Origin of the sequence: Serpens gallinarum, from assembly GCF_014836765.1 — a bacterium.
GTDB classification, from domain to species: domain Bacteria; phylum Pseudomonadota; class Gammaproteobacteria; order Pseudomonadales; family Pseudomonadaceae; genus Serpens; species Serpens gallinarum.
In genome coordinates, this window is the sequence record NZ_JACSQG010000001.1 from 645095 (window position 1) to 667036 (window position 21942).

Genomic DNA, 21942 nt, shown 5'->3' on the forward strand with positions numbered 1-21942 from the left:
CCTGTTCGATGCTGGCGCTTTCCGCCGCCAGTTGTTCAATGCCGCGCGCGTTGCCGCGCACCGCGTCAACCAGGCTGCGCAATTCGACCAGGCTGCTGTCGATTACCTGTTGCCCTTCGCGTACCGCCTGACCCGCTGCCTGGGTGGCGTCAGCTGCCTGATCGGCGTCGCTGGCCATCTGTTGAATGGTGCGCTCCAGCGAGCCCAGCGCTTCGCTTACCTGAGCATCGCCTTCGACCTGTTGCTCGGCGCCTTGGTGCAGCGCCTGGCTCAGCGTGGCCAGGGCCTGGCTGCTTTCGCCTACCTGGCCTGCGTGTTGGCGCAGGCTGCCGACCAGTCCCGCCAAGTAGTCGCGCAGCCGGTTCAGCGAGGCGGCAATGTGCTGGATCTCATGCAGGCTGGAGCGCAACACCATGGGGCGAGTGAAATCGCCTTTGGTCCAGGCTTCCAGTGCCGGGACGAGACGGCCAAGGGTTTGGGTCAAATGCTGCTGCAAGGCGTAGACCAGCAACGCAGCCAGCAGAATCAAGCCAATGGCCAATCCCTGCAGCAGGGCGACTTCGCTCTGAATGCGTCCATGTTCATCGCGCACGGTGGGCTCGAGTGTGGCCACTGCGTTCTGCAGGTTGGCAACGAGTTCCAGGGTTCGGGTGTGCAATTCGCCGCGCTGACGAATCAGCGCGCGCGTGCTATGCAGTTCCGCCGGATAGCGTGCAATCAGACTACTCAGCTCGCGCTTGAGGGCAATGCCTTGGTCTTCGCCGGAACCCTCATTCTCGTCGGCGCTGGACAAGTCCAGCAACACGGCGAAATGGTTGGCCGCCGACGGGCTTTGATCGTAGACGCCGAGCAGCGGTAGTTGTTGCAGTTGCTCGGCCCGCTGGGCGAGGTTGCCGAGCGCCTGTTCCACGCCCGCAGCCAGATCATCGCGGCCACTGCTCACCAGAGTGGCGCGTGTCTGGCCCAAGCGTTGCAGTTGCAGCGCCGCGTCCAGCAGTGTGGCGCGATAGCGCATCGAGTCGAGCCCATCAGCGGCGTCTGCATAGCGGGCCAGTTGCGCCAAGGTAGCGTTGAGTTCGCGTTCGGCCTGTACCAGCAGACCCTGGGGATCGCCGGCCAGCTTGCCGGCTGCCAGCAGGTCTTCGGCGGTATACCGTCGCAGTTCGGCGAAGCTTGGCCGCAAGGTTGCAGTCAATGCGGGAGGCAATTGTTCGAGACTGGCTGCGAGGTCATCCAGCGCTTGCAGTGCGGTGGCATGACGCACGGCATCACCCGTGTCGAGATAGCTGTGCACCTGACGGGTCAGGTGCTGGAGCTGCTGGGACAGCCCCAGGTACTGCCCCATCAGCACATAGGGGCGCTCCAAGGCACGCTGCGACCACCAGAGTGTTGCACCCAGAGTCAGGCAGACGCCCAGCAGCAAGCAGGTAATCAAGGGAGACAGCAACTTCAGGCGCATCCGCAACCTCGGCTGGGTTTTGAACTGTAATGCCCTGAAGTTATTGCATTTTTATGACGTTATCGTGAAACCCGCCGACAGGAGGGGGCCAAACAGGCGGACCTGATTACGGCCGCCACGCTTGGCCTGATACAGCGCCTCGTCGGCCTCTTGGCCGAGCGTCGCCGTGTCCTGATCGCTCAGCTCCGCGATACCGCAGCTGAAGGTACAGCTCAGGTCATCGGGCTGGGCCGGATGGCGCAATTCGGCGAAGCGCTGGCGAATGCTGTCGAGCACCTTGGCGGCGGCGGTGGCGGTGGTATCCGGCAGGATCACGGCAAATTCTTCGCCACCGTAGCGGCCGATCAGGTCGGTCTTGCGCAGGCGTTGCTTGAGGAACAGTGACAGGCTTTTGATCACGCGATCGCCCATGGGATGACCATGCTGATCGTTGACCTGCTTGAAATGATCGATGTCGATCATTGCAAAGGACAACGGCCTGCCGTCGCGGCGGGCACGCACGCCGGCATCTTCGAGCAGCTGCAGGATATGCGTGTGGTTGTACAGGCCGGTCAGGCTGTCGCGCACCATGTGGGCTTTCAGGTTGCGGGCGCGCTGAGCACGGTTGCGCACCGTGGCAATCAGGTGATGGGGCTGGGTCGGCTTGGTGAGGAAATCGTCGCCACCTTCATTCATCGCATCGAGCTGTTTGTCCAGGTCGCTTTCGGCCGACAGGTAGATGATGGGCACGCTGACGTAGCGTTCATCCTGGCGGATCAGCCGGGCCAGCTCGGGGCCGGTACAGTCGGGCATGTAGAGGTCGAGGATAATCAGGTCGGGTTGGAATTCGGCAAGGACTTCCAGGGCATCGATCGGTTCATTGAGCGCGCGGGTGATGATTCCTGCGCTGTTGAGGATGCGCTCGGTATGCGTGGCCTGGGCACGCGAGTCGTCGATCACCAGGGCACGGTAGGGTTCCTGGTGGGCGCTGTGGGTGAGCGTTTCGATTTTTTCTAATAAGCAGGAGGCATCCAGGTTGCCACTGAGCAGAGCCACCCCCCCGGCGCGTACAGCGGCCAGGCGGGTTGGCGCATCGGTTTCGCCTGGGTTGAAGAACAGCACCGGTAACTTGTCGCTGCGCGCCTGCTGCAGCTGCTGGATCAGGTGCAGGCCTTGGCGGGGCCCGGCAAAGTCGAAGTCCATGACGATAGCCGCCGGGTGGCGCTCGCGCAGTGCGGTGTGGAAATGTTCGGGGGTAGTCAGCGAGTGCGCCACCATGCCGAAAAACTCCAATTGACGAACCAGGCGTGAAGCCCATTCCTGATCCAGCAGCGCCAGGTAAATCGGCTTGCGCAACGAAGGCAGAAAAACCTGCTTGTCGTCGCCATAGCGCAGCCCGGTGTAAGCCAGGCGCTGCAGCAACTGATCAAGATCGCTGATCAGGTCACTGTCGAGTCGGCCCTGGTTGGCTTCGGCTCGCTCCACGCAGTGCTGGATGCCCCGCGCCAGTTCCACATGCTCGACTTGTCCAAAGCGTTCGGCTTGGCGCATCAGCAGCAGGTTGGCTTCGGCAAGCGAAGCCAGATCTGCAGGGTTCCAGTCGCCGCGTTGCAAACGCTGCCAGAATTCCAGGACCTGACGGGCCTGGTGGATCACGCGTTGGGCAAAATGCTGTTTGAGACGCAGGCTGGGTTCATGTTCGCTCATGGTGCGCGACTCTTGTTGATTAGAGACACAGGCTATCCGTTCCGGGCGGCGGCGATAAGCCACATTTGAGCACGCTGCGTAGCAGCTCTCACAACGTCGCGCCGGCAAGCTGCCGGCCTTCCCTATATAGTGGGTACCGGATCTCAAAACATGCTGGCGCGCAACCCGCCGGATGAGTCACGGTCGAATCCCTGCACTGAAATAAACTGGAAGGACACTGCCATGTTGGACTGGAAGAACCGCGGCGGCGGCTCAAACGACTCTGTAAACGCTACCGGCGCGACGGCCAAGGAACGCAGCTGGTTGGGGCGTGGCCTACTCATCGTCATCGCTGTGCTCCTGCTGGTCAGTTGGGTCGTCGGCTGGTACTGGAGCCGCGAGCCCGCGCCTTTCGCGGTGCAACAGCACACCCAGGCCGCAGCGCAGCAGGCCCAGCGTCAATTGGTGATTGGTTACACCACGGTGGAAACCCTCAAACAGGTGGCGCGCACGCTGCTCGACAAGCCGGGCGGCTACCTGAGCAATGACATCGCCCCGCCGGGTTTGTGGCTGGACAACATGCCCAGCTGGGAATATGGCGCGCTGGTGCAGGTGCGCGACCTGGCGCGGGCGTTGCGCAAGGACTTTGCCCGCTCGCAGTCGCAGTCCACCGAGGACCCTGACCTGGCCAAGGCCGAGCCGCTGTTCAACTTCGACAACAACAGTTGGGCACTGCCGCCGTCGGAAGGCGAATACCGCCAGGGTATCCGCGCGCTGGATCGCTATCTGGCGCGGCTCTCCGATCCGGCCCAGACCCATGCACTTTTTTATACCCGCGCCGACAACCTCAACAACTGGCTGGGTGATGTCGCCACTCGCCTCGGTTCACTGTCCCAACGCCTGTCTGCGAGCATTGGTCGGGTACGCCTTAACGCCGATCTGGAAAACACCGGCGCCGGCCAGTCGCTGCAGCTCAGCGAAGACATTGTGGAAACGCCCTGGTTGAAGATCGACGACGTGTTCTACGAAGCGCGCGGTCAGGCGTGGGCGCTGTCACACCTGCTGCGCGCCATCGAAGTGGATTTCGCCGACGTGTTGGCCAAGAAGAACGCGACCATCAGTGTGCGGCAGATCATTCGTGAGCTCGAAGCCGCTCAGGAAACCATCTGGAGTCCGATGGTGCTCAACGGCAGCGGCTATGGCGTGCTGGCCAACCACTCGTTGGTCATGGCCAACTACATCTCACGAGCCAATGCCGCAGTCATCGATCTGCGCCAATTGCTTAGTCAGGGGTAACGATGTCGATTAGCGCAGCCGAACAGGCGCACCGGGCGGCGTCGGATGTCGAATCCGTCGCCTGGGTCGACGAGCAGGACCGGTTGCTGGGTTGCCTGCCGCGCGCCGAATTACGCGCGCGGGGCCTGATTGGGCGCTGCACGTTCATTCTGCTGTTCAATTCGGCCGGTGAGCTCTGCGTGCATCGGCGGGCCCTGAGTAAAGCGCTGTATCCAGGCTACTGGGACGTGGCCGCCGGTGGCATGGTGGATGCCGGAGAAGACTATGCCCAAGCCGCGGCCCGTGAGCTTGAAGAAGAGCTGGGCATAGCCGGGGTCGAGCTACGGGCCCATGGCCGTTTTTTCCACGACACACCGGGCAATCGCCTGTGGGGCGCAGTGTATTCGACGGTTTCCGACGCCGCGCTGCGCCTGCAAGCCGAAGAAGTACTGGAAGCGGTCTTTCAGCCCGTAGATCAAGTGTTGGCGAGCATTCCAGGGCAGTCTTTCTGCCCGGACTCGCTGCAGGCGCTGCGCCTGTATCTGGATTCCCTTTCGTAAGCTGGCCGCGCCCCCTTCGTCTGGCTGGATACGCAGGCACGGCGGCAGCCCATCGGCTCGGCAGCGGCGCGCCAGAAAGACACCCCACTGGCGGGGTGCTCATCCAGCTGTGGTGAACTCGCCTATCTTTTTGAGTCGAGCGACGCCGCCTTACAACTCGGCGCCGTCGTCGCCTGTGCACCGATTGGGGCAGGGCGTGTTTGTCGTTACACTGCGCGCCCCGTGCTCTTGCGAGGACTTTGTAATGTCCAAGAAAACCTCTTCCTTCGCCGCTTTGGGCGGTTTGGTTTATTCCACCGATGCCGGCCGGCATTGTCCCGATTGTGGCCAGCCGCAGGCCGCTTGCATTTGCTCGCAGAGCCAGATTCCCGCTGGCGACGGTATTGCCCGTGTCCGCCGCGAAACCAAGGGTCGCGGCGGCAAGACGGTCACCACCATCACGGGCGTGCCCCTGGCCGAAGCGGAACTCAAGGAGCTGGCCAGCGCGCTGAAGAAACGCTGCGGCTGCGGTGGCGGTCTGAAGGAGGGCGTGATTGAAATCCAGGGTGAGCATGTCGACTTGCTGCTGGACGAACTGATCAAGCGTGGCTTCAAGGCCAAGAAATCCGGCGGTTGAGCGCCGGTTAAAAAAGCGGCAGCGGATAGTTTGCCCACCCTTCCCATTCCCGTATTGAGCTGTCAGGCTCTGGGCGACTTTGAGGTTTGCTGGAGAAAACAATGGCTCGACGTACACGCAAGGACGATGGCAGCAGCTGGACCGTAGCGGACAGTCGCAGTGTCTATGGCATTCGTCACTGGGGCGCAGGCTATTTTGCGATCAATGATGCCGGGCGGGTGGAAGTTAACCCACGCCCCGGCCTCGGCAAGCCCATCGATGTCTTCGAGCAGGTGCAGCAATTGCGCGGCAGTGGTTTGTCGCTGCCGTTATTACTGCGTTTTCCCGACATTCTTCAGGACCGCGTGCGCCAACTGACGGGTGCTTTTGACGCGCATATCGAGCGGCTCGACTACCAGAACCGCTACAGCGCGCTGTACCCGATCAAGGTCAACCAACAGGAAGCGGTGGTGGAAAACATCATCGCCACCGAAAACGTCGCCATTGGTCTGGAGGCCGGTTCTAAGCCTGAGCTGATGGCGGTGCTGGCGCTGGCGCCCAAGGGCGGCACCATCGTCTGCAACGGCTACAAGGACCGCGAGTTCATCCGCTTGGCGCTGATCGGCCAGAAGCTGGGTCACAACGTGTTTATTGTGATCGAGAAGGAATCCGAGGTTGCGCTGGTCATCGAGGAGGCGGCCGAACTCAAGGTCGCTCCGCAGATCGGCTTGCGCGTGCGCCTGTCGTCGCTGTCCTCGTCGAAGTGGGCCGATACAGGCGGTGAGAAATCTAAGTTCGGTCTGTCCGCCGCGCAGTTGCTGACCGTAATCGAACGCTTTCGCGCCGCCGGGCTGGATCAGGGCGTGCGTCTGCTGCATTTCCACATGGGCTCGCAGATCGCCAATATCGCCGATTACCGCCAGGGTTTTCGTGAAGCGATCCGTTATTACGGTGAGCTGCGCGCGCTGGGACTGCCGGTCGATCACATCGACGTCGGCGGCGGCCTGGGCGTGGACTACGACGGCACCCATTCGCGCAACGCCAGTTCGATCAACTACGACATCGATGATTACGCCGCCACCGTGGTCGGCATGCTCAAGGGCTTCTGCGACCTGCAGGACCTGCCGCATCCGCATATCTTTTCTGAAAGCGGCCGGGCGATGACTGCCCATCACGCGGTGCTGGTGGTGCAGGTGACCGATGTCGAGCGCCACAACGATGAAACGCCCGTCATCGACGCCGAGGTGGAGCATCCTGAGACGCTGCAGGAGTTGATCGGGTTGCTGGGTGACACCGACCCGGAAATGGTCGCCGAGACGTACTGGCGAGCCACGCATTTTATTGGCGAGGTATCGAGCCAGTATTCCGCCGGCAAGCTCAGCCTGCCGCAGAAGGCCCTGGCCGAGCAGTGCTACTTCGCCATCTGCCGGCGCCTGTACAACCAGCTCAAGGCCCGCCAACGTTCGCACCGCGCGGTGCTCGATGAGCTCAACGACAAGCTGGCAGACAAATACATCTGTAACTTCTCGGTGTTCCAGAGCCTGCCGGACACCTGGGCAATCGACCAAATCCTGCCGATCACGCCGTTGCATCGCCACGATGAAGAGCCGCTGCGCCGCGCCGTGCTGCAGGACCTGACCTGCGACTCGGACGGCAAGATCAAGCACTACGTAGACGAACAGAGCATCGAAACCAGCCTGCCGGTGCATGAGGTACGCCCCGGCGAGGATTACCTGCTCGGTGTGTTCCTGGTCGGGGCCTACCAGGAAATTCTCGGCGACATGCACAACCTGTTCGGCGACACCGACTCGGTGAATGTCTATCAGCGTCCCGATGGCAGCGTTTACCACGCCGGCATCGAAACCCACGACACCATTGAGGACATGCTGCGCTACGTGCACCTGTCGCCGGAAGAACTGATGACCTTCTACCGCGACAAAGTGGCCAGCGCCACGCTCACTGCCCGCGAACGCACCCAGTTCCTCGATGCGCTGCGCCTGGGCCTGACGCGGTCGTCGTACCTGTCCACGTGATTACCCAACCGTAGGGCGGTCGCGCCGCTCTACGGTTGCGGTGTCGGCGCAAACCAGCGGTCATGGCGCGCAAGTCGCCAACCCATAGTAGCCAGACAAAGGCCGCGGATGCCCATGAAGGTCAGGAACGCCAGCCACAGACCATGATTGCCCATGGGGCGCAACGCCAGCCCCAAGGGCAGGCTCAGGGCCACGGCGATGAGCATGGCATTGCGCATTTCGCGGGCTCGCGTGGCACCAATGAACAGGCCATCGAGCAGGTAGCTCCAGACCGCAATCAGCGGCAGCAGAGCCAGATACGGCAGGTATCCATGGGCCACCGCGCGCACCTCGGCAATATCGCTCTGCAGATTGACGAACACCTCGCCACCACTGAAAAACAACAGGGCAAAGAGCAGGCTGGCCAGCAGCGACCAACCCCCGCTGATCACCAAGGCGCGGCGCAAGGCAAGCCGGTCGCGAGCACCGATGGCGTGCCCGCACAACGCCTCGACTGCATGGGCCAGGCCATCCAATGCGTAGGCGGTGACCAGCAGCCCATTCAGCAGCAAGGCATTGGCCGCCACCGTGGCGTCGCCCAGGCGTGCGCCTTGCACAGTGAACAGAAAGAACACGCCTTGTAGCGCCAGGCTGCGGATAAAAATGTCCCGATTCACCGCCAGCAGCGGGCGCCAGTTACGCCAGCGGTGCAGTGCGTGAACGTCCAGCCGGCCCGTTTGCTGACGCAGGGCCAAGCGCGTCAGCAGCAGGCCGAGCAAAACCCCGCTCCATTCGGCGAGCACCGCCGCCCAGGCAGCACCGGCCACGCTCCACTCGAGGCCAAGCACAAACCACAACGACAAGACAATATTGGTGATGTTTGTGGTGAGCAGCACGGCCAGGGGTGCGCGGGCATTCTGCGAGCCGAGGAACCAGCCGACCAGCGCATAGTTGGCCAGGGCGGCGGGCAAGCCGAGCAGGCGGATATGGAAGAATTCGCGCGTCAGGTCGTGCAGCTCGGCTGAGGGGTTCATCAGCCCGAGGGCAAAGGTGCTCAGCGGTACCGCCAAGCTGCCTAGCAGCAACGCCAGTAGCACAGCCAGCACCAGGCCTTGCAGCAACACCTGTCGCAAGGCGCCGCCATCTTCACGCCCACTGGCCTGGGCGGCAAAGCCTGTGGTACCCATGCGCAAAAAACCCAGGGTGCCGACGATCATCACATATAGAGTACTGCCCACCGCTACCGCGCCGAGTTGGTGGGCGTGGGGCAAATGGCCGGCCACGGCCGTGTCGACCAGTGCTACCAGCGGCACCGACAGATTGGACAGGATCATGGGGACGGCCAGCGCCCAGACCCGGCGATGGGTCGGAGCATGGCGCCAGGCATTCAACATCACGGACATAAGGCACTCCACAGCGACCGCCGACTATAACGGTTGCAGGCACAGCGGACATGCACAGCGGCACTGAAAGTCCCGGTTAGCGTTCTGAACGCTGCTAGTCTGAGCAGGCTTGGGGCAATAACTGCCCTTGGGCAAGCAACACTCCTTTTCCGCAATCCAGAGGTCCAGAGCTTCGCATCTGGGCCTATCGGTGTGTCTGAAAAGGCCTGGGAACCCCTGCCAGGATGGCGGAGAAGAACGATAAGGAGATCGGCAATGAAGCGCTGGCAATGTCGCCGGCTGGGTACCGGACTGTGGATGATCGTGCTGATTGGGTTGGCCTGGTCAATGTGGACTTATCGCCTGGATGCATTGGGTGTGTTGGGCGCCGCTTTACCAGAGTGCTTCGACGAGAGCGCGAGCCCAGCAACGGCAGAGCCGTATGAGACCTTCGAGCAAGGCATACGCCGCCAGTACGATGGGGCGGGGCGCTTGCTGCGTGAGTTTCAGGTTGATGCCGCCGGCAATCTGCACGGGGACCTGCGCGAGTTCTACAGCACTGGCACGGTGCGTTACCAGATGGCCCACGTGGATGGGCGCCGGATGGGCCTGGAAAAATTTTATCGCACGGACGGAGGGCTGAGCCGGATTGCCTGGATTGATGCCAATGGCCGCGAACGGGCTGCGGCGAGTTTTCTTGTCGACGGTCAGTTGAGCAACCTGCAGTGCGGCCATCGACCCTTGCTGGAGGAGTTGGATCGGCAGTGGTGCGGATTTGCCGGGCAACCCAGCGAAGTGGTGCTGCACGGAGAACATGGGCCGGTGAGGCAGGAAAGCTGGCTGCTCGGTGAGCTGCAACGTCGCGACGAGCTGGACGAATGGGGGCGTTTGCGCAGCTCCTTTCGGCTGATCAATGACGAACAGCTTACGGTGCGTTATTTCCCCAATGGTCAGTTAAAAGCGGAAAGTACGTTTCGTGGACGAGGCCGGAACCAGGCCGAAGGTCTGCGCGAAGGACGGGAGCGAGAATGGGCAGAAAATGGCCAGCTCGTGCAGGAAACTGTCTGGAAGCAAGGGCATATCACTCACAGTACTCAGTGGTATCCCAACGGAGAGCTAAAGGAACGCCGCTTTGTGAAACCTGGCACCGAGGCGACGTCGCAGCCGGTGCTGCGGGTCGAGCACTACTGGGAAAACGGCAAGCTCAGCTACCGCGGCGCCCAGAGAGGAGGCGTTGGCGTGGGCAGCCACAAGCGTTTTGACGAGCAGGGACGTTTGCGACTGGAAATTCGCCTGGATCCCAATGGCACGCCGTTACTGCGCATCGAGTATGACCCCCAGACCGGCGCCGTGCTGCAGTCCGAACATCTGCAGCCAAAGCAAGGCGGGACCTCCGACACTGCTGCGCCACATGGGCGAGGCTATTTCTGAGGCGCGTATTGAGCACCGCAACCGATTGGCGCGTCTCAGCGCTGGGCCGGTGCAGGCCAATCGAGTACGCCCGAATCACTGAAACGCGCCGAGCCGAGCATGCTGCCGCCGAGCTTGCCGCGGATCACATAAGGCACGCCCTGGCCGGGCTGATAGCCTGCCAGCCCCCAGGTCTGACGCAGGGCTGAAAAGGCGGAAATGGTCACCGGCACTTCGATCAGCGTTTCGCCGAAACCGGCCACCTTGCCACGCTGATCGCTTACGCCGCTGGCCAGCGGCTGGCCGTTGATGTCCAACTCAAGCGCCACGCCATGAAAGTCGATGCTGGTGTCATTGGGGTTCTGCACGCGCAATTTCACCTTGAAGCGCACTTCCAGGCCCTGTCCCGCTAAAGGCTCCAGGCCGGCCAGATCGATCTTCAACGGATCGCGAGGCGCCAGGTTGGCGCAGGCGGCAAGCGTGGCCAGCAGCAGGGCGCTGATCAGCACACGCGAGATTCGGGACAGCGAACGACTGGGCATTGAGGGCTTCCGCTACGGCTATGGGAGAGGTTCGACCTTTAAGATGTTGCTTTGCTCCCGAAGATCGGCGCCGAGTGTAGCGCACGGCAGGTCGTGCGTTCTGGGCAATCGCGGCTTATACCGGATCACCTCGCCGGCACAGATGAATGGCCGCATCAGGTAGAGTGGCGACCGTTACATTCTCACGCGCCTGGTCAATCGAGTCGGTATAATCCGGCGCCGCCTTCTTTTGGCGATCCTGTTTTGCTGCAAACCCAACCGTCTGAGTTTAGTGCGTGCCAAGCCGCTCCGACATGCTCGGATGGTCGACCTTTGTATAGCTGTCAAAAAACTGGGTAACCCTAGAATACGGTGAGCGATTAAAAAGCGGACGTTAAGCGCGGCATGATTCCTTGTGAGGTTCTGTAGGTTGGGTGGTAGCGACATGGCGTTAGCCTCCCACGCTTGAAGTCCTGACACACTCGAACCGTCAGGGCGCTATGTGATGCGCTGCAGATCCTCATAGGCGAGCATTAATTCAGAGGTGGATTTCATGACAACGGATCTAAAAAAGTACATTCGCAATGCTGCTTTCCTGGACAAGGTTGTATCGGCAGAAGAAGCAGCATCGTGGATCGAAGACGGCATGACGCTGGGTATGAGTGGTTTCACTCTGTTTGGTGAACCGAAGGAATTCCCTCGGGCACTGTCCGAGCGTGGCCAGAAAGAGAAGTTCAAGGTCAACCTGTTCACCGGCGCTTCCATGGGCCCGGCCGCCGACCAGTCCATGGCTGAGGCGGGCATCATCAACAAGCGCATTCCTTATCAGGGCAACCCGGTACAGCGCAAAAAGATCAACGCCGGCGAAGTGCTGTACATCGACCAGCACCTGTCGCACATGGCTGAACTGATCCGCCAGGGCGTCCTGCCGCAAGTCGACTACGCCATCATTGAAGCCGCTGCTATCACCGAAGACGGTCAGATCATTCCGACCGGTTCCGTAGGCAACTCGCCGATTTTCGTACAAACCGCCAAACACGTGATCATCGAGCTGAACACGTCTGCTCCGCGTGAGTACGAAGGCATGCACGATATCTACGTGCCGGGCGCCGCCGGTGAGAATTCGCGTAAAGACATTCCTGTGTACGACATCAGCACCCGAATCGGCACCGTGGGCATTCCGGTCGATCCGGCCAAGGTGCGCGGTATCGTACTGTCCAGCCAGCCGGACATCCCTTCGCCACTGTTCGAGCCGAACGAAGACACCCAGCAAATCGCTGACAACCTGCTCGACTTCCTGCGCGCCGAAGTCAAGGCAGGTCGCCTGACCAACAGCCTGGCTCCGCTGCAGTCCGGTGTGGGCTCCGTCGCCAACGCCGTCCTGAACGGCATGCGCACGTCCGAGTTCAAGGATCTGGTGGTGGCTTCCGAAGTGCTGCAGGACGGCGTGTTCGACCTGATCGACGCGGGTGTGGTGAAGTTCGCTGCCGGTACCGCGTTCTCGCTGTCCAAGAAGCGTGTCGACAACCTGGCGTCCGACATGGCCAAGTACGCCGGCAAGGTGGTTTTCCGTCCGCAGGAAATCTCCAACCACCCGGAAGTAATCCGTCGCCTGGGTATCATTTCTTTCAACACCGCACTGGAAGTGGACATCTACGGCAACGTGAACTCCACCCACGTCAGCGGCACTCACATGATGAACGGCATCGGCGGCTCAGGTGACTTCGCCCGTAACGCGCGCATCAGCATCTTCGTGACCACCTCCACCGCGAAGAACGGCAACGTCTCCTCGATCGTGCCGTTCGTGACCCACGTCGACCACACCAACCATGATGTCGACTGCATCATCACCGAGCAGGGTTTTGCGGACCTGCGTGGTCTGGCCCCAGTTGAGGCGGCCGAGCGCATCATCAACAACTGCATGCACCCTGACTACAAGCATCAGGCCATGGCGTACCTCGAAGAGGCGAAGGCCCGCGGCGGCCATACCCCGCACGTGCTGGAAAAGGCTTTCTCCTGGCACACCAACCTGGCCGAACACGGCACCATGCAACTGAAGAAGTAATCGACCCGCACCACCTAAAATCCGATGCCGGGTATCCGGCATCGGATTTTTTGTTTTTGACGTTCACACTCGGCCGGGCTCGAGCGAGTTGGCGCGCCGTCAGGGCACAGCCATTTTGGCCACTGATCAGATTGGCGAGGGCGTCCTGCTCAGCCCGTACCTCAGCGCAGCCCTTTTCCAGAGCGTGATGGCCAGTGCGCAAGGTGCGCCACACGCAAATCGCTGCGGCTTCTGAACAAGACATCCCGCTGGAAAACCGGATAATGGCGGCCAATTCGTCCTGCTCGTTATTCTGGTAATCCCACATGGAAATCAAGGTCAACTTTCTCGACAACCTTCGGCTTGAGGCCAAGTTCGATGATTTCACGGTGGTGGCTGATCAACCTATCCGTTACAAGGGCGATGGCTCCGCGCCGGGCCCGTTCGATTACTTTCTAGCCTCCTCGGCCTTGTGTGCGGCCTACTTTGTAAAGCTGTACTGCCAGACGCGGAACATCCCCACCGAACATATCCGCCTTTCGCAAAACAACATTGTCGATCCGGAAAACCGCTACAACCAGATCTTCAAGATCCAGGTCGAGCTGCCGGCGGACATCTCTGAAAAAGACCGCCAGGGCATCCTGCGTTCCATCGACCGTTGTACGGTAAAGAAGGTGGTGCAAACCGGGCCTGAGTTCATCATCGAAGAGGTGGAGAATCTCGACTCCGACGCCCAGGCGTTGCTAATGGTGAATCCGGATTCCGAGACGAGCACCTATATCGCGGGCAAGGATCTGCCGCTGGAGCAAACCATCGCCACCATGTCCGGCATTCTGGCGGACCTGGGCATGAAGGTTGAGATCGCCTCGTGGCGCAATATCGTGCCCAATGTCTGGTCGCTGCATGTTCGCGATGCGCACTCGCCGATGTGCTTTACCAATGGCAAGGGCGCGACCAAGGAAGCCGCATTGGCATCGTCGCTGGGCGAGTTCATCGAACGCCTGAACTGCAATTTCTTCTACAACGACCAGTTCTGGGGCGAAGACATCGCCAATGCAGCGTTTGTGCATTATCCGGAAGAGCGCTGGTTCAAGCCGGGTCGTAACGATGCGCTACCGGCTGAAATTCTCGACGCCCACTGCCTGGCGGTTTACAACCCGGATGGCGAATTGCGTGGCTCGCACCTGTACGACACCAACTCGGGCAACGTGGAGCGTGGCATTTGCGCGCTGCCCTATGTGCGCAAGTCGGATGGCAAGGTGGTGTATTTCCCGTCCAACCTGATCGAAAACCTGTACCTGAGCAACGGCATGAGTGCCGGTAATACCCTGGCCGAAGCGCAGGTGCAGTGCCTGTCGGAAATTTTCGAGCGCGCGGTAAAGCGCGAGATTATCGAAGGTGAGATCGCACTGCCTGATGTACCGGACGCGGTGTTGGCAAAGTACCCTGGCATTCTGGCCGGCATCCAGGGGCTGGAAGAGCAGGGCTTTCCCGTGCTGGTGAAGGATGCGTCGCTGGGCGGACAATTCCCGGTGATGTGCGTCACCCTGATGAACCCGCGTACCGGCGGCGTGTTTGCCTCGTTCGGCGCACACCCCAGCTTGGCAGTGGCGCTGGAGCGCAGTCTGACGGAATTGCTGCAAGGCCGCAGTTTTGAAGGCCTAAACGATTTACCGCAGCCAACTTTCGAAAGTCACGCGGTGACGGAGCCGAACAACTCTGTTGAGCACTTCATCGATTCCAGCGGCGTCGTCTCGTGGCGCTTTTTCAGCGCCAAGGCTGATTACGAGTTCGTCGAGTGGGACTTCTCTGGCCAGGGTACTGACTCCAACGCCGAAGAAGCCGCGACCTTGTTCGGCATACTCGAAGACATGGGCAAAGAAGTGTACATGGCGGTGTATGAGCACCTGGGCGCAACCGCCTGCCGCATGTTGGTGCCGGGTTATTCCGAAGTTTATCCGGTGGATGATCTGATTTGGGATAACACCAACAAGGCCCTGTTCTTCCGCGAGGACATCCTCAACTTGCATCGCCTGGACGACGATGAGCTGCAAGCGCTGGTTGAGCGGCTGGAAGAAAGCGAACTGGATGATTACACCGATATCAGTACCCTCATCGGCATTGAGTTTGATGACAACACGGACTGGGGTCAGTTGACGATTCTCGAATTGAAGCTGCTGATCTACGTTGCCTTGCAGCGCTTCGACGAGGCGAAGGAGCTGGTGGAAACCTTCCTGCAGTACAACGACAACACCGTCGAGCGTGGCTTGTTCTACCAGGCCCTGAACGTGGTGCTGGAAGTGGTGTTGGACGACGAGCTGGAAATGTCCGATTACGAAGCCAACTTCCGCCGAATGTTCGGCAGCACCCGCATGGACGCCGCGCTGGGGTCCGTTGAGGGCACCGTACGCTTCTTCGGCCTGACGCCGACGAGCATGAAACTTGAAGGCCTCGATAGGCACTTGCGACTAATCGACAGCTTTAAAAAGCTGCATAAGGCGCGGGCGAATGTGTCGGCTCTAACCCATTAAGCGCGCTGACAAGAAAAGCACCTTCGGGTGCTTTTTTTTGTTGCTGGCTTTCTGTCGACCGCAACCTCGCTGAATTCAGCGAGTTTCGGTAGATTTCTGCGGTTAAGAACGGGTGGCCTGCTTCGTTTAGTCTTGGGCAACCCTGGAATAAGGGTTTGAAAGAGAGCTCCGTGCGGACCCACACCCTTGGCCTTGAAAATTTGGATTCGGTTTCATACTTCTAAATCTGTCCTCTTCCGGGTTTCCTTACCGTTGGTCTCCTTTTCAGTTGCTTTTCCGTTAGCGCATTCATGGGGTGGCACGCTCAGTCGATATAAGCGTTAAGTATCATTGCAGTGTACGAAACACTGAGAGTGCAGCGGAGTGAAGGCTTGAAAGGCAAAGCGGGATTTTTAACAGGCTCCATACTGCTTCTTGCGCTGGTGCCCATGTGGGCCTTCGTTCTGAATGAGATCAAGCATGAACGCGCCTCGACCGAAAGCGCTGCGCGAAATGATGCGATGAACCTGGCAACAGCCTTTGAAGCGCATGTGCACAGCGTGATCAGGTTGATGGATATTATTTTGTTGGATATGCGCGAGGACGTGCTTGAGCATTCCGACTTTCACAGCTATGTCAGGGGAGAGGTGGAGCCCTACGGCAGCTTCGTTGCGCAGTTTGCCGTGATTAACAAGGAAGGTCGGTTGATGTATTCCAATCTCGCTCCGGAAGCCGAGCCAGTGGATCTGAGCGACCGTGAACACTTCCGTATTCACCGTGACAACCCCGACGTCGACCGTTTGTTCATCAGCAAGCCGGTGCTGGGTCGGGTATCGCAACAGTGGACGATTCAGTTCACCCGCCCCATTCTCCAGAACGGCCAATTTGCCGGTGTACTGGTGCATTCCGTGCCCACCAGTTTCTTTGCCGACTACTACGAGCAAATCGATGTTGGGCCAAACGGCAGCATTGTGTTGCTTGGCACTGACCGCAGCGTGCGCGCCATCGCCTCCGGCTCGCCCATCATCGAGCGTTACGGTCAATTCAAGGTGCCCCAGAGCAAACCCTACTTTGACGCGAGCAGCCCCGAGCGTGGCTATTTCGAGGGCGTAAGCAGCCTTGACGGCGAGTACCACCTTGGTGCTTATCGGCGCCTCAACGAGTATGGCGTCGTGGTGGTTGTGCTGTTGGCTCCTAAGGATTTCTTGGCGGCCTACCGGGAGCGCAGGGAATTGCTGATCGTCTCGGCGGGCGTCATTTCGGTGCTGCTGTTCGCTGCGGGGATTTTAATCTTCGTGCTGAGTCGTCGGTATTTTCAAAACACCGCCAGCCTTCGTCTGGCTCATGATCAACTGTCCCAGTTTGCCAATACTGACGCGCTGACCGGCGTCAGCAGCCGCCGCTCATTCCTCCACAGGCTTGAAGCAGAACTCGCTCGGACTGGTCGTCATGGTGATTGTCTGAGCCTGCTGATGCTGGATATCGACCATTTCAAACGCGTCAACGACTGTTATGGGCACCCCATCGGCGACGCGGTGCTCAAGCAATTCACCACCATCTGCACCCGCATGCTTCGCTCGCGTGACCTTTTTGGCCGGCTCGGCGGCGAGGAGTTTGCCATCGCCTTACCGCACACGGACGCCGAAGGCGCACGCTGCGTCGCCGAGAAAATTCGCCTTGCCATCGCTCAGGCACCGATCATGACTCCAGGCGGGACCATTCCCATCACCGTCAGCATGGGTTTGGCGTGCACGCACGTAGATCGTGTTGATGTCGATCAGCTAATCGCCAAAGCCGACGGCGCGCTTTACGCAGCCAAGCACGAGGGTCGCAATCAGGTGCGTGTTGCGGGTGAGCAGCAGGGTCAGTTTTAGATTGCCCTGCTGTCTCAGCCGCAAAACGGGTCGACTCAGCGTTTGATCAGAGAAATCTTCGTGCCTTCGATGCTGACTCCGGCCATCAGCCCTTGCTGGTCGAAGATGAACGCATAGGCATCATCCTTCAGTGTCGTACTCGACAGGTTCTTCGCGACGCCCTCGTCAACCACAACCACGGTCGGCCCTACACCGATTTCCCAGCCTTTGCTTTCGCGCACGTAGTTCAGCGCTTTGTCGGTCATTAGGAACACGGCATAACCGTAAGACTGGGCACCGGCCTGCAGTCCCCAGGATCCTGATACGGAGTTGTAGTAAGCATCCACGGTTGAGCCGCGCATCAACACGCCTTCGCCATAACTACCCCCGAACACCAGCCCTGCCTTGACGATATTCGGGAAGACCAGAACGGCCTTGGCGTTGCTCGAAATGGTCTCGGCAAAGGGGTGGGTCTTGTAGAGTATTTCCAGCGCCTGCCGGGCGTCGGCATCCAGGTCTTCGGCGGTTGCGGCGCTTGCGTTGTTAAGTAGGCTCGCTGATGCCAGCCAGAAGGTCGCGAGAATGATTGCGAAATAGAACCTCAGGGGGTGGGTCATTTTCATGCTCCTCTCTACGGTAAAGCATCGATGAGTCCCGCCGAGCGGGTGCATGATCCGGAAGCAAATGCCGCCCGGTCGTATGAGGCTGAACTAACCTTTTGGCGGTCTGCAGAACGGATAGTTCCGGTGGTCGCTATGCAGCGATGATCCCTTCGCCGGCCTGCCAAGGCAGCTTTAGAGCCGTTCAACATCTACGCCCATGCGGGGTCTGCATGTCCGAATCCAGGGTTACGCGTCATACGCCTGTCGGTCGATTAGCTTCAGTGCTGGGTGCGCAGATATTGATCGTCACGTTAGCCCTATCACCAGGCCAAATGGTTCTAGGTGAGACCTGCATTGCCGGCGGCGATGATGTCGAAGGTTCTGCCGAAAGGGCAGGTCCTGCCATCGTCACAGGTAATTCGGCTGAGCAGGGGAGCGCGCAGTTGCTCACAGCCGCGCGTTTGATCATCCCGGTTATGGGTGTCACGCGCGTGAGCCTGCGGGATTCTTTCTACGAATGCCGCGGCGAGCGTCGACACGAAGGAATTGATATTGCAGCCGATCTGCGAGCCCCGGTCATCGCCGCCGGCGATGGAACGGTGGCCAAGCTATTCAATAGCGTGGCTGGCGGGCTTACGATCTACCAGTTCGATCCCGATGCGACGTTCGCTTACTACTACGCGCACCTTGACGCATTCGCTCCCGGGCTGAGAGAGGGCGCGGCGCTCAAGCGCGGGGATTTGCTCGGGTATGTTGGGGTGACAGGCAACGCGGCAGCGGATGCGCCGCATCTGCATTTCGAGATTTTTCGGTTGGGGCCCGACAAGAAATGGTGGGAAGGCGAGGCGGTAAATCCATATCCATTCCTCAATGATGCGGAGCGCTGACTGGCGGGATGGCTGCTGGGGGTATGAGTAAGAAAAAGCCTTGTGGCCGGCTTGGTTTAGGTCATAACCGCTCTGGAATAAGGGTTTTGAAGGGACTTCGTGCTGACCCGCACTTTGACTTGGTTGGCCTCTGATCTCCCAAGACTGGCTGCTATCGGCCCAAAAAAAGCGGCCTGTTCCGCAGTGGCTTATCAGACCACCTATTGAAGCCTTGATACGTCTCCAAAATAGGTGCGATCCGCAGCCCAACTCTAAGCGCGCCGCTCTCTCGCCTCGATCATGAGTTAAATTTGTCTTAATGATCAATTAAATGAGATTGCCTCATTTGTCATCAGTGCTGAAAATTCCCCCAGACAAAGCCCCCATTGATGGCCTCGGTACAAAAGTCTTTAGCCACTAGACCGATGCCAACAGTCAGGATTAATTTTAAGCATCAGAGCGACTGGACATATGAGCGCCGATTTCAAGTTCTCCGTTTACAGCATTGGTTTTGATGAGCACTACGTGCCGGCCGAGAACACTCGTCTGACCACTAACTTCGCCAATTTGGCCCGAGGTGAGCGCCGCCAGGAGAATCTGCGCAACACCCTGAAGATGATCAACAACCGCTTCAACACGCTGGCGCATTGGGACAATCTTACTGGCGACCGCTACTCGGTCGAGCTGGAGATCATCTCGGCTGCCATCGAGCTCGACGGGCAGGGCGCGGATCAGTCCCTGCCGCTGATCGAGGTGCTCAAGACCAACATCATCGATCATCACAAGAACGAGAAGATCGACGGCGTGGTCGGCAACAGTTTCTCCTCCTATGTGCGCGACTACGACTTCAGCGTGCTGCTGCTCGAACACAACAAGAACCAGCCCGGCTTTAACACCCCCGAGGGCTTTGGTGAGCTGCACGGCAAACTGTTCAAGAGCTTCGTTAGCTCAAGCGCCTACCGCGAGAACTTTAAAAAGCAGCCGCTAATTTGCCTGAGTGTCTCCAGCACCAAGACCTACCAGCGCACGGAGAACCAGCACCCGGTCCTGGGCTATGAGTACCTGCAGGACGAGTACTCACTGACCGATGAGTACTTCGACAAGATGGGCTTGGCTGTGCGCTACTTCATGCCGGCCAACAGCGTGGCGCCCTTGGCGTTCTACTTCTCCGGCGACCTGCTGGCCGATTACAGCGACCTCGAGCTGATCGGCACCATCAGCACGATGGATACTTTCCAGAAGATCTACCGTCCCGAAATCTACAACGCCAACTCGCCGGCCGGCAAACACTACCAGCCCAGCCTGAGCCATGAGGACTACTCGCTGACGCGCATTGTGTATGACCGCGAAGAGCGCAGCCGTCTGGCCATTGAGCAGGGACAATTTGTCGAAGAGAAGCTCATCAAGCCCTACCAGTCGACGCTGGAGCAGTGGGTCAAGCGTTTCGCCGCCTGATTTTTGTTGAAGGAATTACCCTTGTGAAAAAGTTACTACCGACCTCCACCGCTGGCAGTCTGCCGAAACCGTCCTGGCTGGCAGAGCCTGAAACGCTCTGGTCGCCTTGGAAACTGGAGGGCGAGGCCTTGTCGGAGGCCAAGCAGGATGCCCTGCGCGTGTCCCTGCAAGAGCAGCTGCATGCGGGCATTGATATCGTCAGCGACGGCGAACAAACCCGCCAGCACTTCGTTACCACCTTCATCGAGCACCTGGAAGGCGTCGACTTTACCAAGCGAGAGACGGTCCGCATCCGCAACCGCTATGACGCCAATGTGCCGAGCGTGGTAGGCGATGTATCGCGTTCAAAGCCGGTATTTGTCGAAGATGCCAAGTTCCTGCGCGGCCAGACTACCCAGCCGATCAAGTGGGCGCTGCCCGGCCCGATGACCATGATCGACACCCTGTACGACGGTCATTACAAGAGCCGTGAAAAGCTGGCCTGGGAATTTGCCAAGATCCTCAACCAGGAGGCCAAGGAGCTGGAGGCTGCCGGCGTCGACATCATCCAGTTTGATGAGCCTGCCTTCAACGTGTTCTTCGATGAGGTCAACGACTGGGGCGTAGCCACCCTGGAGCGCGCGCTGGAAGGGCTCAAGTGCGAAACAGCGGTGCACATCTGCTACGGCTACGGCATCAAGGCCAACACCGACTGGAAGAAGACCCTGGGCAATGAATGGCGTCAGTACGAAGAGGCCTTTCCAAAGTTGCGGAAGTCCAAGCTCGACATCATCTCGCTGGAGTGCCAGAACTCCCGCGTGCCGATGGACCTGATCGAGCTGATTCGCGGCAAGAAGGTCATGGTCGGCGCCATTGATGTGGCCACCGACAGCATCGAAACCCCTGAGCAAGTGGCCGACACGCTGCGCAAGGCACTACAGTTCGTGGATGCCGACAAGCTCTATCCCTCGACCAACTGTGGCATGGCACCATTGTCGCGCCGCGTGGCCCGCGGCAAACTGCACGCACTTAATGCCGGTGCCGAGATCGTGCGCCGCGAGCTGTTGGGCTAAGCCTGCACGCTCTGGCTCACAACACCTGTGCGCCCCGTAAGCGGTGCGCGCAGATGTTTTTATGGCGTTCGAGCTCCTACGTTTCCCCTCTGTATGTGCTGTGGCTTTGCCCAGGCACTCCTGTTTCGCCTCTGTAGCTAGGATCAGTAATGTCTCTCGGCAGCCCAGTCATCGAACCTTTGAGCTTTCGCAAAGCGCTCGGGCACTTCGCATCAGGAATCACCGTGATCACCTCGGACGCCGGTGATGAGCCGGTGGGCTTTACCTGCCAGTCGTTCTACAGCGTCTCGGTCAATCCGCCGCTGGTTTCATTCAGCGTGATGGCCACGTCATCGAGCTACCCGAAAATCCGCCAGGCTGGTCGCTTTGCCGTCAACATCCTGTCCGATGAGCAAACAACGATTTCCAATCAGTTCGCACAGCGCGGCGCAGACAAATGGCAGGGCATCAACCGGCAAACCTCGCCCTTGGGCAATCCGCTGATTGGCGGCTGCCTGAACTGGTTGGATTGCGAAATTCACGCCGAGTATGAGGCGGGGGATCACGTGATTGTCGTAGGAGAGGTGAAGGCGCTGAATGTGCATGAGTCTTCTGAGTATTGCCCCTTGCTGTATTTCAAGGGGCAATACTGCACGCTCGATAAGCCCAGCCACTGCTAAAGCGCCCTCGGGTCGATTCTGT

Annotated in this window: 16 protein-coding genes; 12 read left to right on the top strand and 4 right to left on the bottom strand. The window is 59.7% G+C overall.

The window, feature by feature from the left end; all coding sequences use genetic code 11:
- Positions 1-1510 precede the first annotated feature (1510 nt).
- Positions 1511-3145 carry a diguanylate cyclase gene (locus H9642_RS03000; RefSeq protein ID WP_251834917.1) on the bottom strand — a complete coding sequence of 545 codons (1635 nt, stop codon included), beginning with the start codon at positions 3143-3145 and terminating at the stop codon, positions 1511-1513.
- 222 nt (positions 3146-3367) lie between these two features.
- Between H9642_RS03000 and H9642_RS03005 the strand changes: the two genes are divergently transcribed.
- The 4 genes from H9642_RS03005 (at position 3368) to speA (ending at position 7587) form a co-directional block, all read left to right on the top strand.
- Positions 3368-4420, top strand: a complete 1053-nt coding sequence (locus tag H9642_RS03005) for a DUF2333 family protein (RefSeq protein ID WP_251834918.1) — start codon at positions 3368-3370, stop codon at positions 4418-4420.
- Between the two features lie 2 nt (positions 4421-4422).
- The gene (locus H9642_RS03010; RefSeq protein ID WP_251834919.1) at positions 4423-4959 is read left to right on the top strand and encodes an NUDIX hydrolase; all 537 of its coding nucleotides are present in this window, start codon (positions 4423-4425) and stop codon (positions 4957-4959) included.
- A gap of 244 nt (positions 4960-5203) precedes the next feature.
- Positions 5204-5575, top strand: a complete 372-nt coding sequence (locus tag H9642_RS03015; protein ID WP_251834920.1) for a translation initiation factor Sui1 — start codon at positions 5204-5206, stop codon at positions 5573-5575.
- 101 nt (positions 5576-5676) lie between these two features.
- Entirely contained in the window at positions 5677-7587 is a 1911-nt protein-coding gene (speA, locus tag H9642_RS03020) for an arginine decarboxylase (RefSeq protein ID WP_251834921.1), read from the top strand.
- A 29-nt stretch (positions 7588-7616) separates the two neighbouring features.
- Here speA and H9642_RS03025 read toward each other — a convergent pair whose 3' ends face one another.
- A complete protein-coding gene (locus tag H9642_RS03025) occupies positions 7617-8969 on the bottom strand; it encodes an MATE family efflux transporter (protein WP_251834922.1) in 1353 nt (450 codons plus the stop codon).
- A gap of 255 nt (positions 8970-9224) precedes the next feature.
- On the opposite strand from H9642_RS03025, the gene H9642_RS03030 reads away from it, so the two are divergent.
- The gene (locus H9642_RS03030) at positions 9225-10379 is read left to right on the top strand and encodes a toxin-antitoxin system YwqK family antitoxin (protein ID WP_251834923.1); all 1155 of its coding nucleotides are present in this window, start codon (positions 9225-9227) and stop codon (positions 10377-10379) included.
- Positions 10380-10414: 35 nt separating this feature from the next.
- On the opposite strand, the gene H9642_RS03035 is transcribed toward H9642_RS03030, so the two are convergent.
- Entirely contained in the window at positions 10415-10900 is a 486-nt protein-coding gene (locus H9642_RS03035; RefSeq protein WP_251834924.1) for an LEA/WHy family protein, read from the bottom strand.
- Positions 10901-11432: 532 nt separating this feature from the next.
- On the opposite strand from H9642_RS03035, the gene scpC reads away from it, so the two are divergent.
- From scpC to H9642_RS03050, 3 genes are all read left to right on the top strand, one after another.
- On the top strand, positions 11433-12944 hold the full coding sequence (gene scpC / locus H9642_RS03040; RefSeq protein WP_251834925.1) for a succinyl-CoA:acetate CoA-transferase ScpC: 1512 nt from the start codon (positions 11433-11435) through the stop codon (positions 12942-12944).
- Positions 12945-13249: 305 nt separating this feature from the next.
- The gene (locus tag H9642_RS03045) at positions 13250-15454 is read left to right on the top strand and encodes an OsmC domain/YcaO domain-containing protein (protein ID WP_251834926.1); all 2205 of its coding nucleotides are present in this window, start codon (positions 13250-13252) and stop codon (positions 15452-15454) included.
- Between the two features lie 371 nt (positions 15455-15825).
- Entirely contained in the window at positions 15826-17307 is a 1482-nt protein-coding gene (locus H9642_RS03050) for a sensor domain-containing diguanylate cyclase (RefSeq protein WP_251834927.1), read from the top strand.
- A 35-nt stretch (positions 17308-17342) separates the two neighbouring features.
- On the opposite strand, the gene H9642_RS03055 is transcribed toward H9642_RS03050, so the two are convergent.
- On the bottom strand, positions 17343-17903 hold the full coding sequence (locus H9642_RS03055; protein WP_251834928.1) for a lipid-binding SYLF domain-containing protein: 561 nt from the start codon (positions 17901-17903) through the stop codon (positions 17343-17345).
- A gap of 215 nt (positions 17904-18118) precedes the next feature.
- On the opposite strand from H9642_RS03055, the gene H9642_RS03060 reads away from it, so the two are divergent.
- The 4 genes from H9642_RS03060 to H9642_RS03075 all read left to right on the top strand — a co-directional run bounded on the left by H9642_RS03060 (position 18119) and on the right by H9642_RS03075 (position 21920).
- The gene (locus tag H9642_RS03060; protein WP_251834929.1) at positions 18119-18775 is read left to right on the top strand and encodes a M23 family metallopeptidase; all 657 of its coding nucleotides are present in this window, start codon (positions 18119-18121) and stop codon (positions 18773-18775) included.
- Positions 18776-19225: 450 nt separating this feature from the next.
- Positions 19226-20209 (top strand): DUF1852 domain-containing protein, encoded by a 984-nt coding sequence (locus H9642_RS03065; RefSeq protein WP_251834930.1) that lies wholly within the window; start codon positions 19226-19228, stop codon positions 20207-20209.
- 23 nt (positions 20210-20232) lie between these two features.
- Entirely contained in the window at positions 20233-21261 is a 1029-nt protein-coding gene (locus H9642_RS03070; RefSeq protein WP_251834931.1) for a methionine synthase, read from the top strand.
- Between the two features lie 149 nt (positions 21262-21410).
- Positions 21411-21920, top strand: a complete 510-nt coding sequence (locus H9642_RS03075) for a flavin reductase family protein (protein ID WP_251834932.1) — start codon at positions 21411-21413, stop codon at positions 21918-21920.
- The last annotated feature ends 22 nt before the right edge of the window (positions 21921-21942 follow it).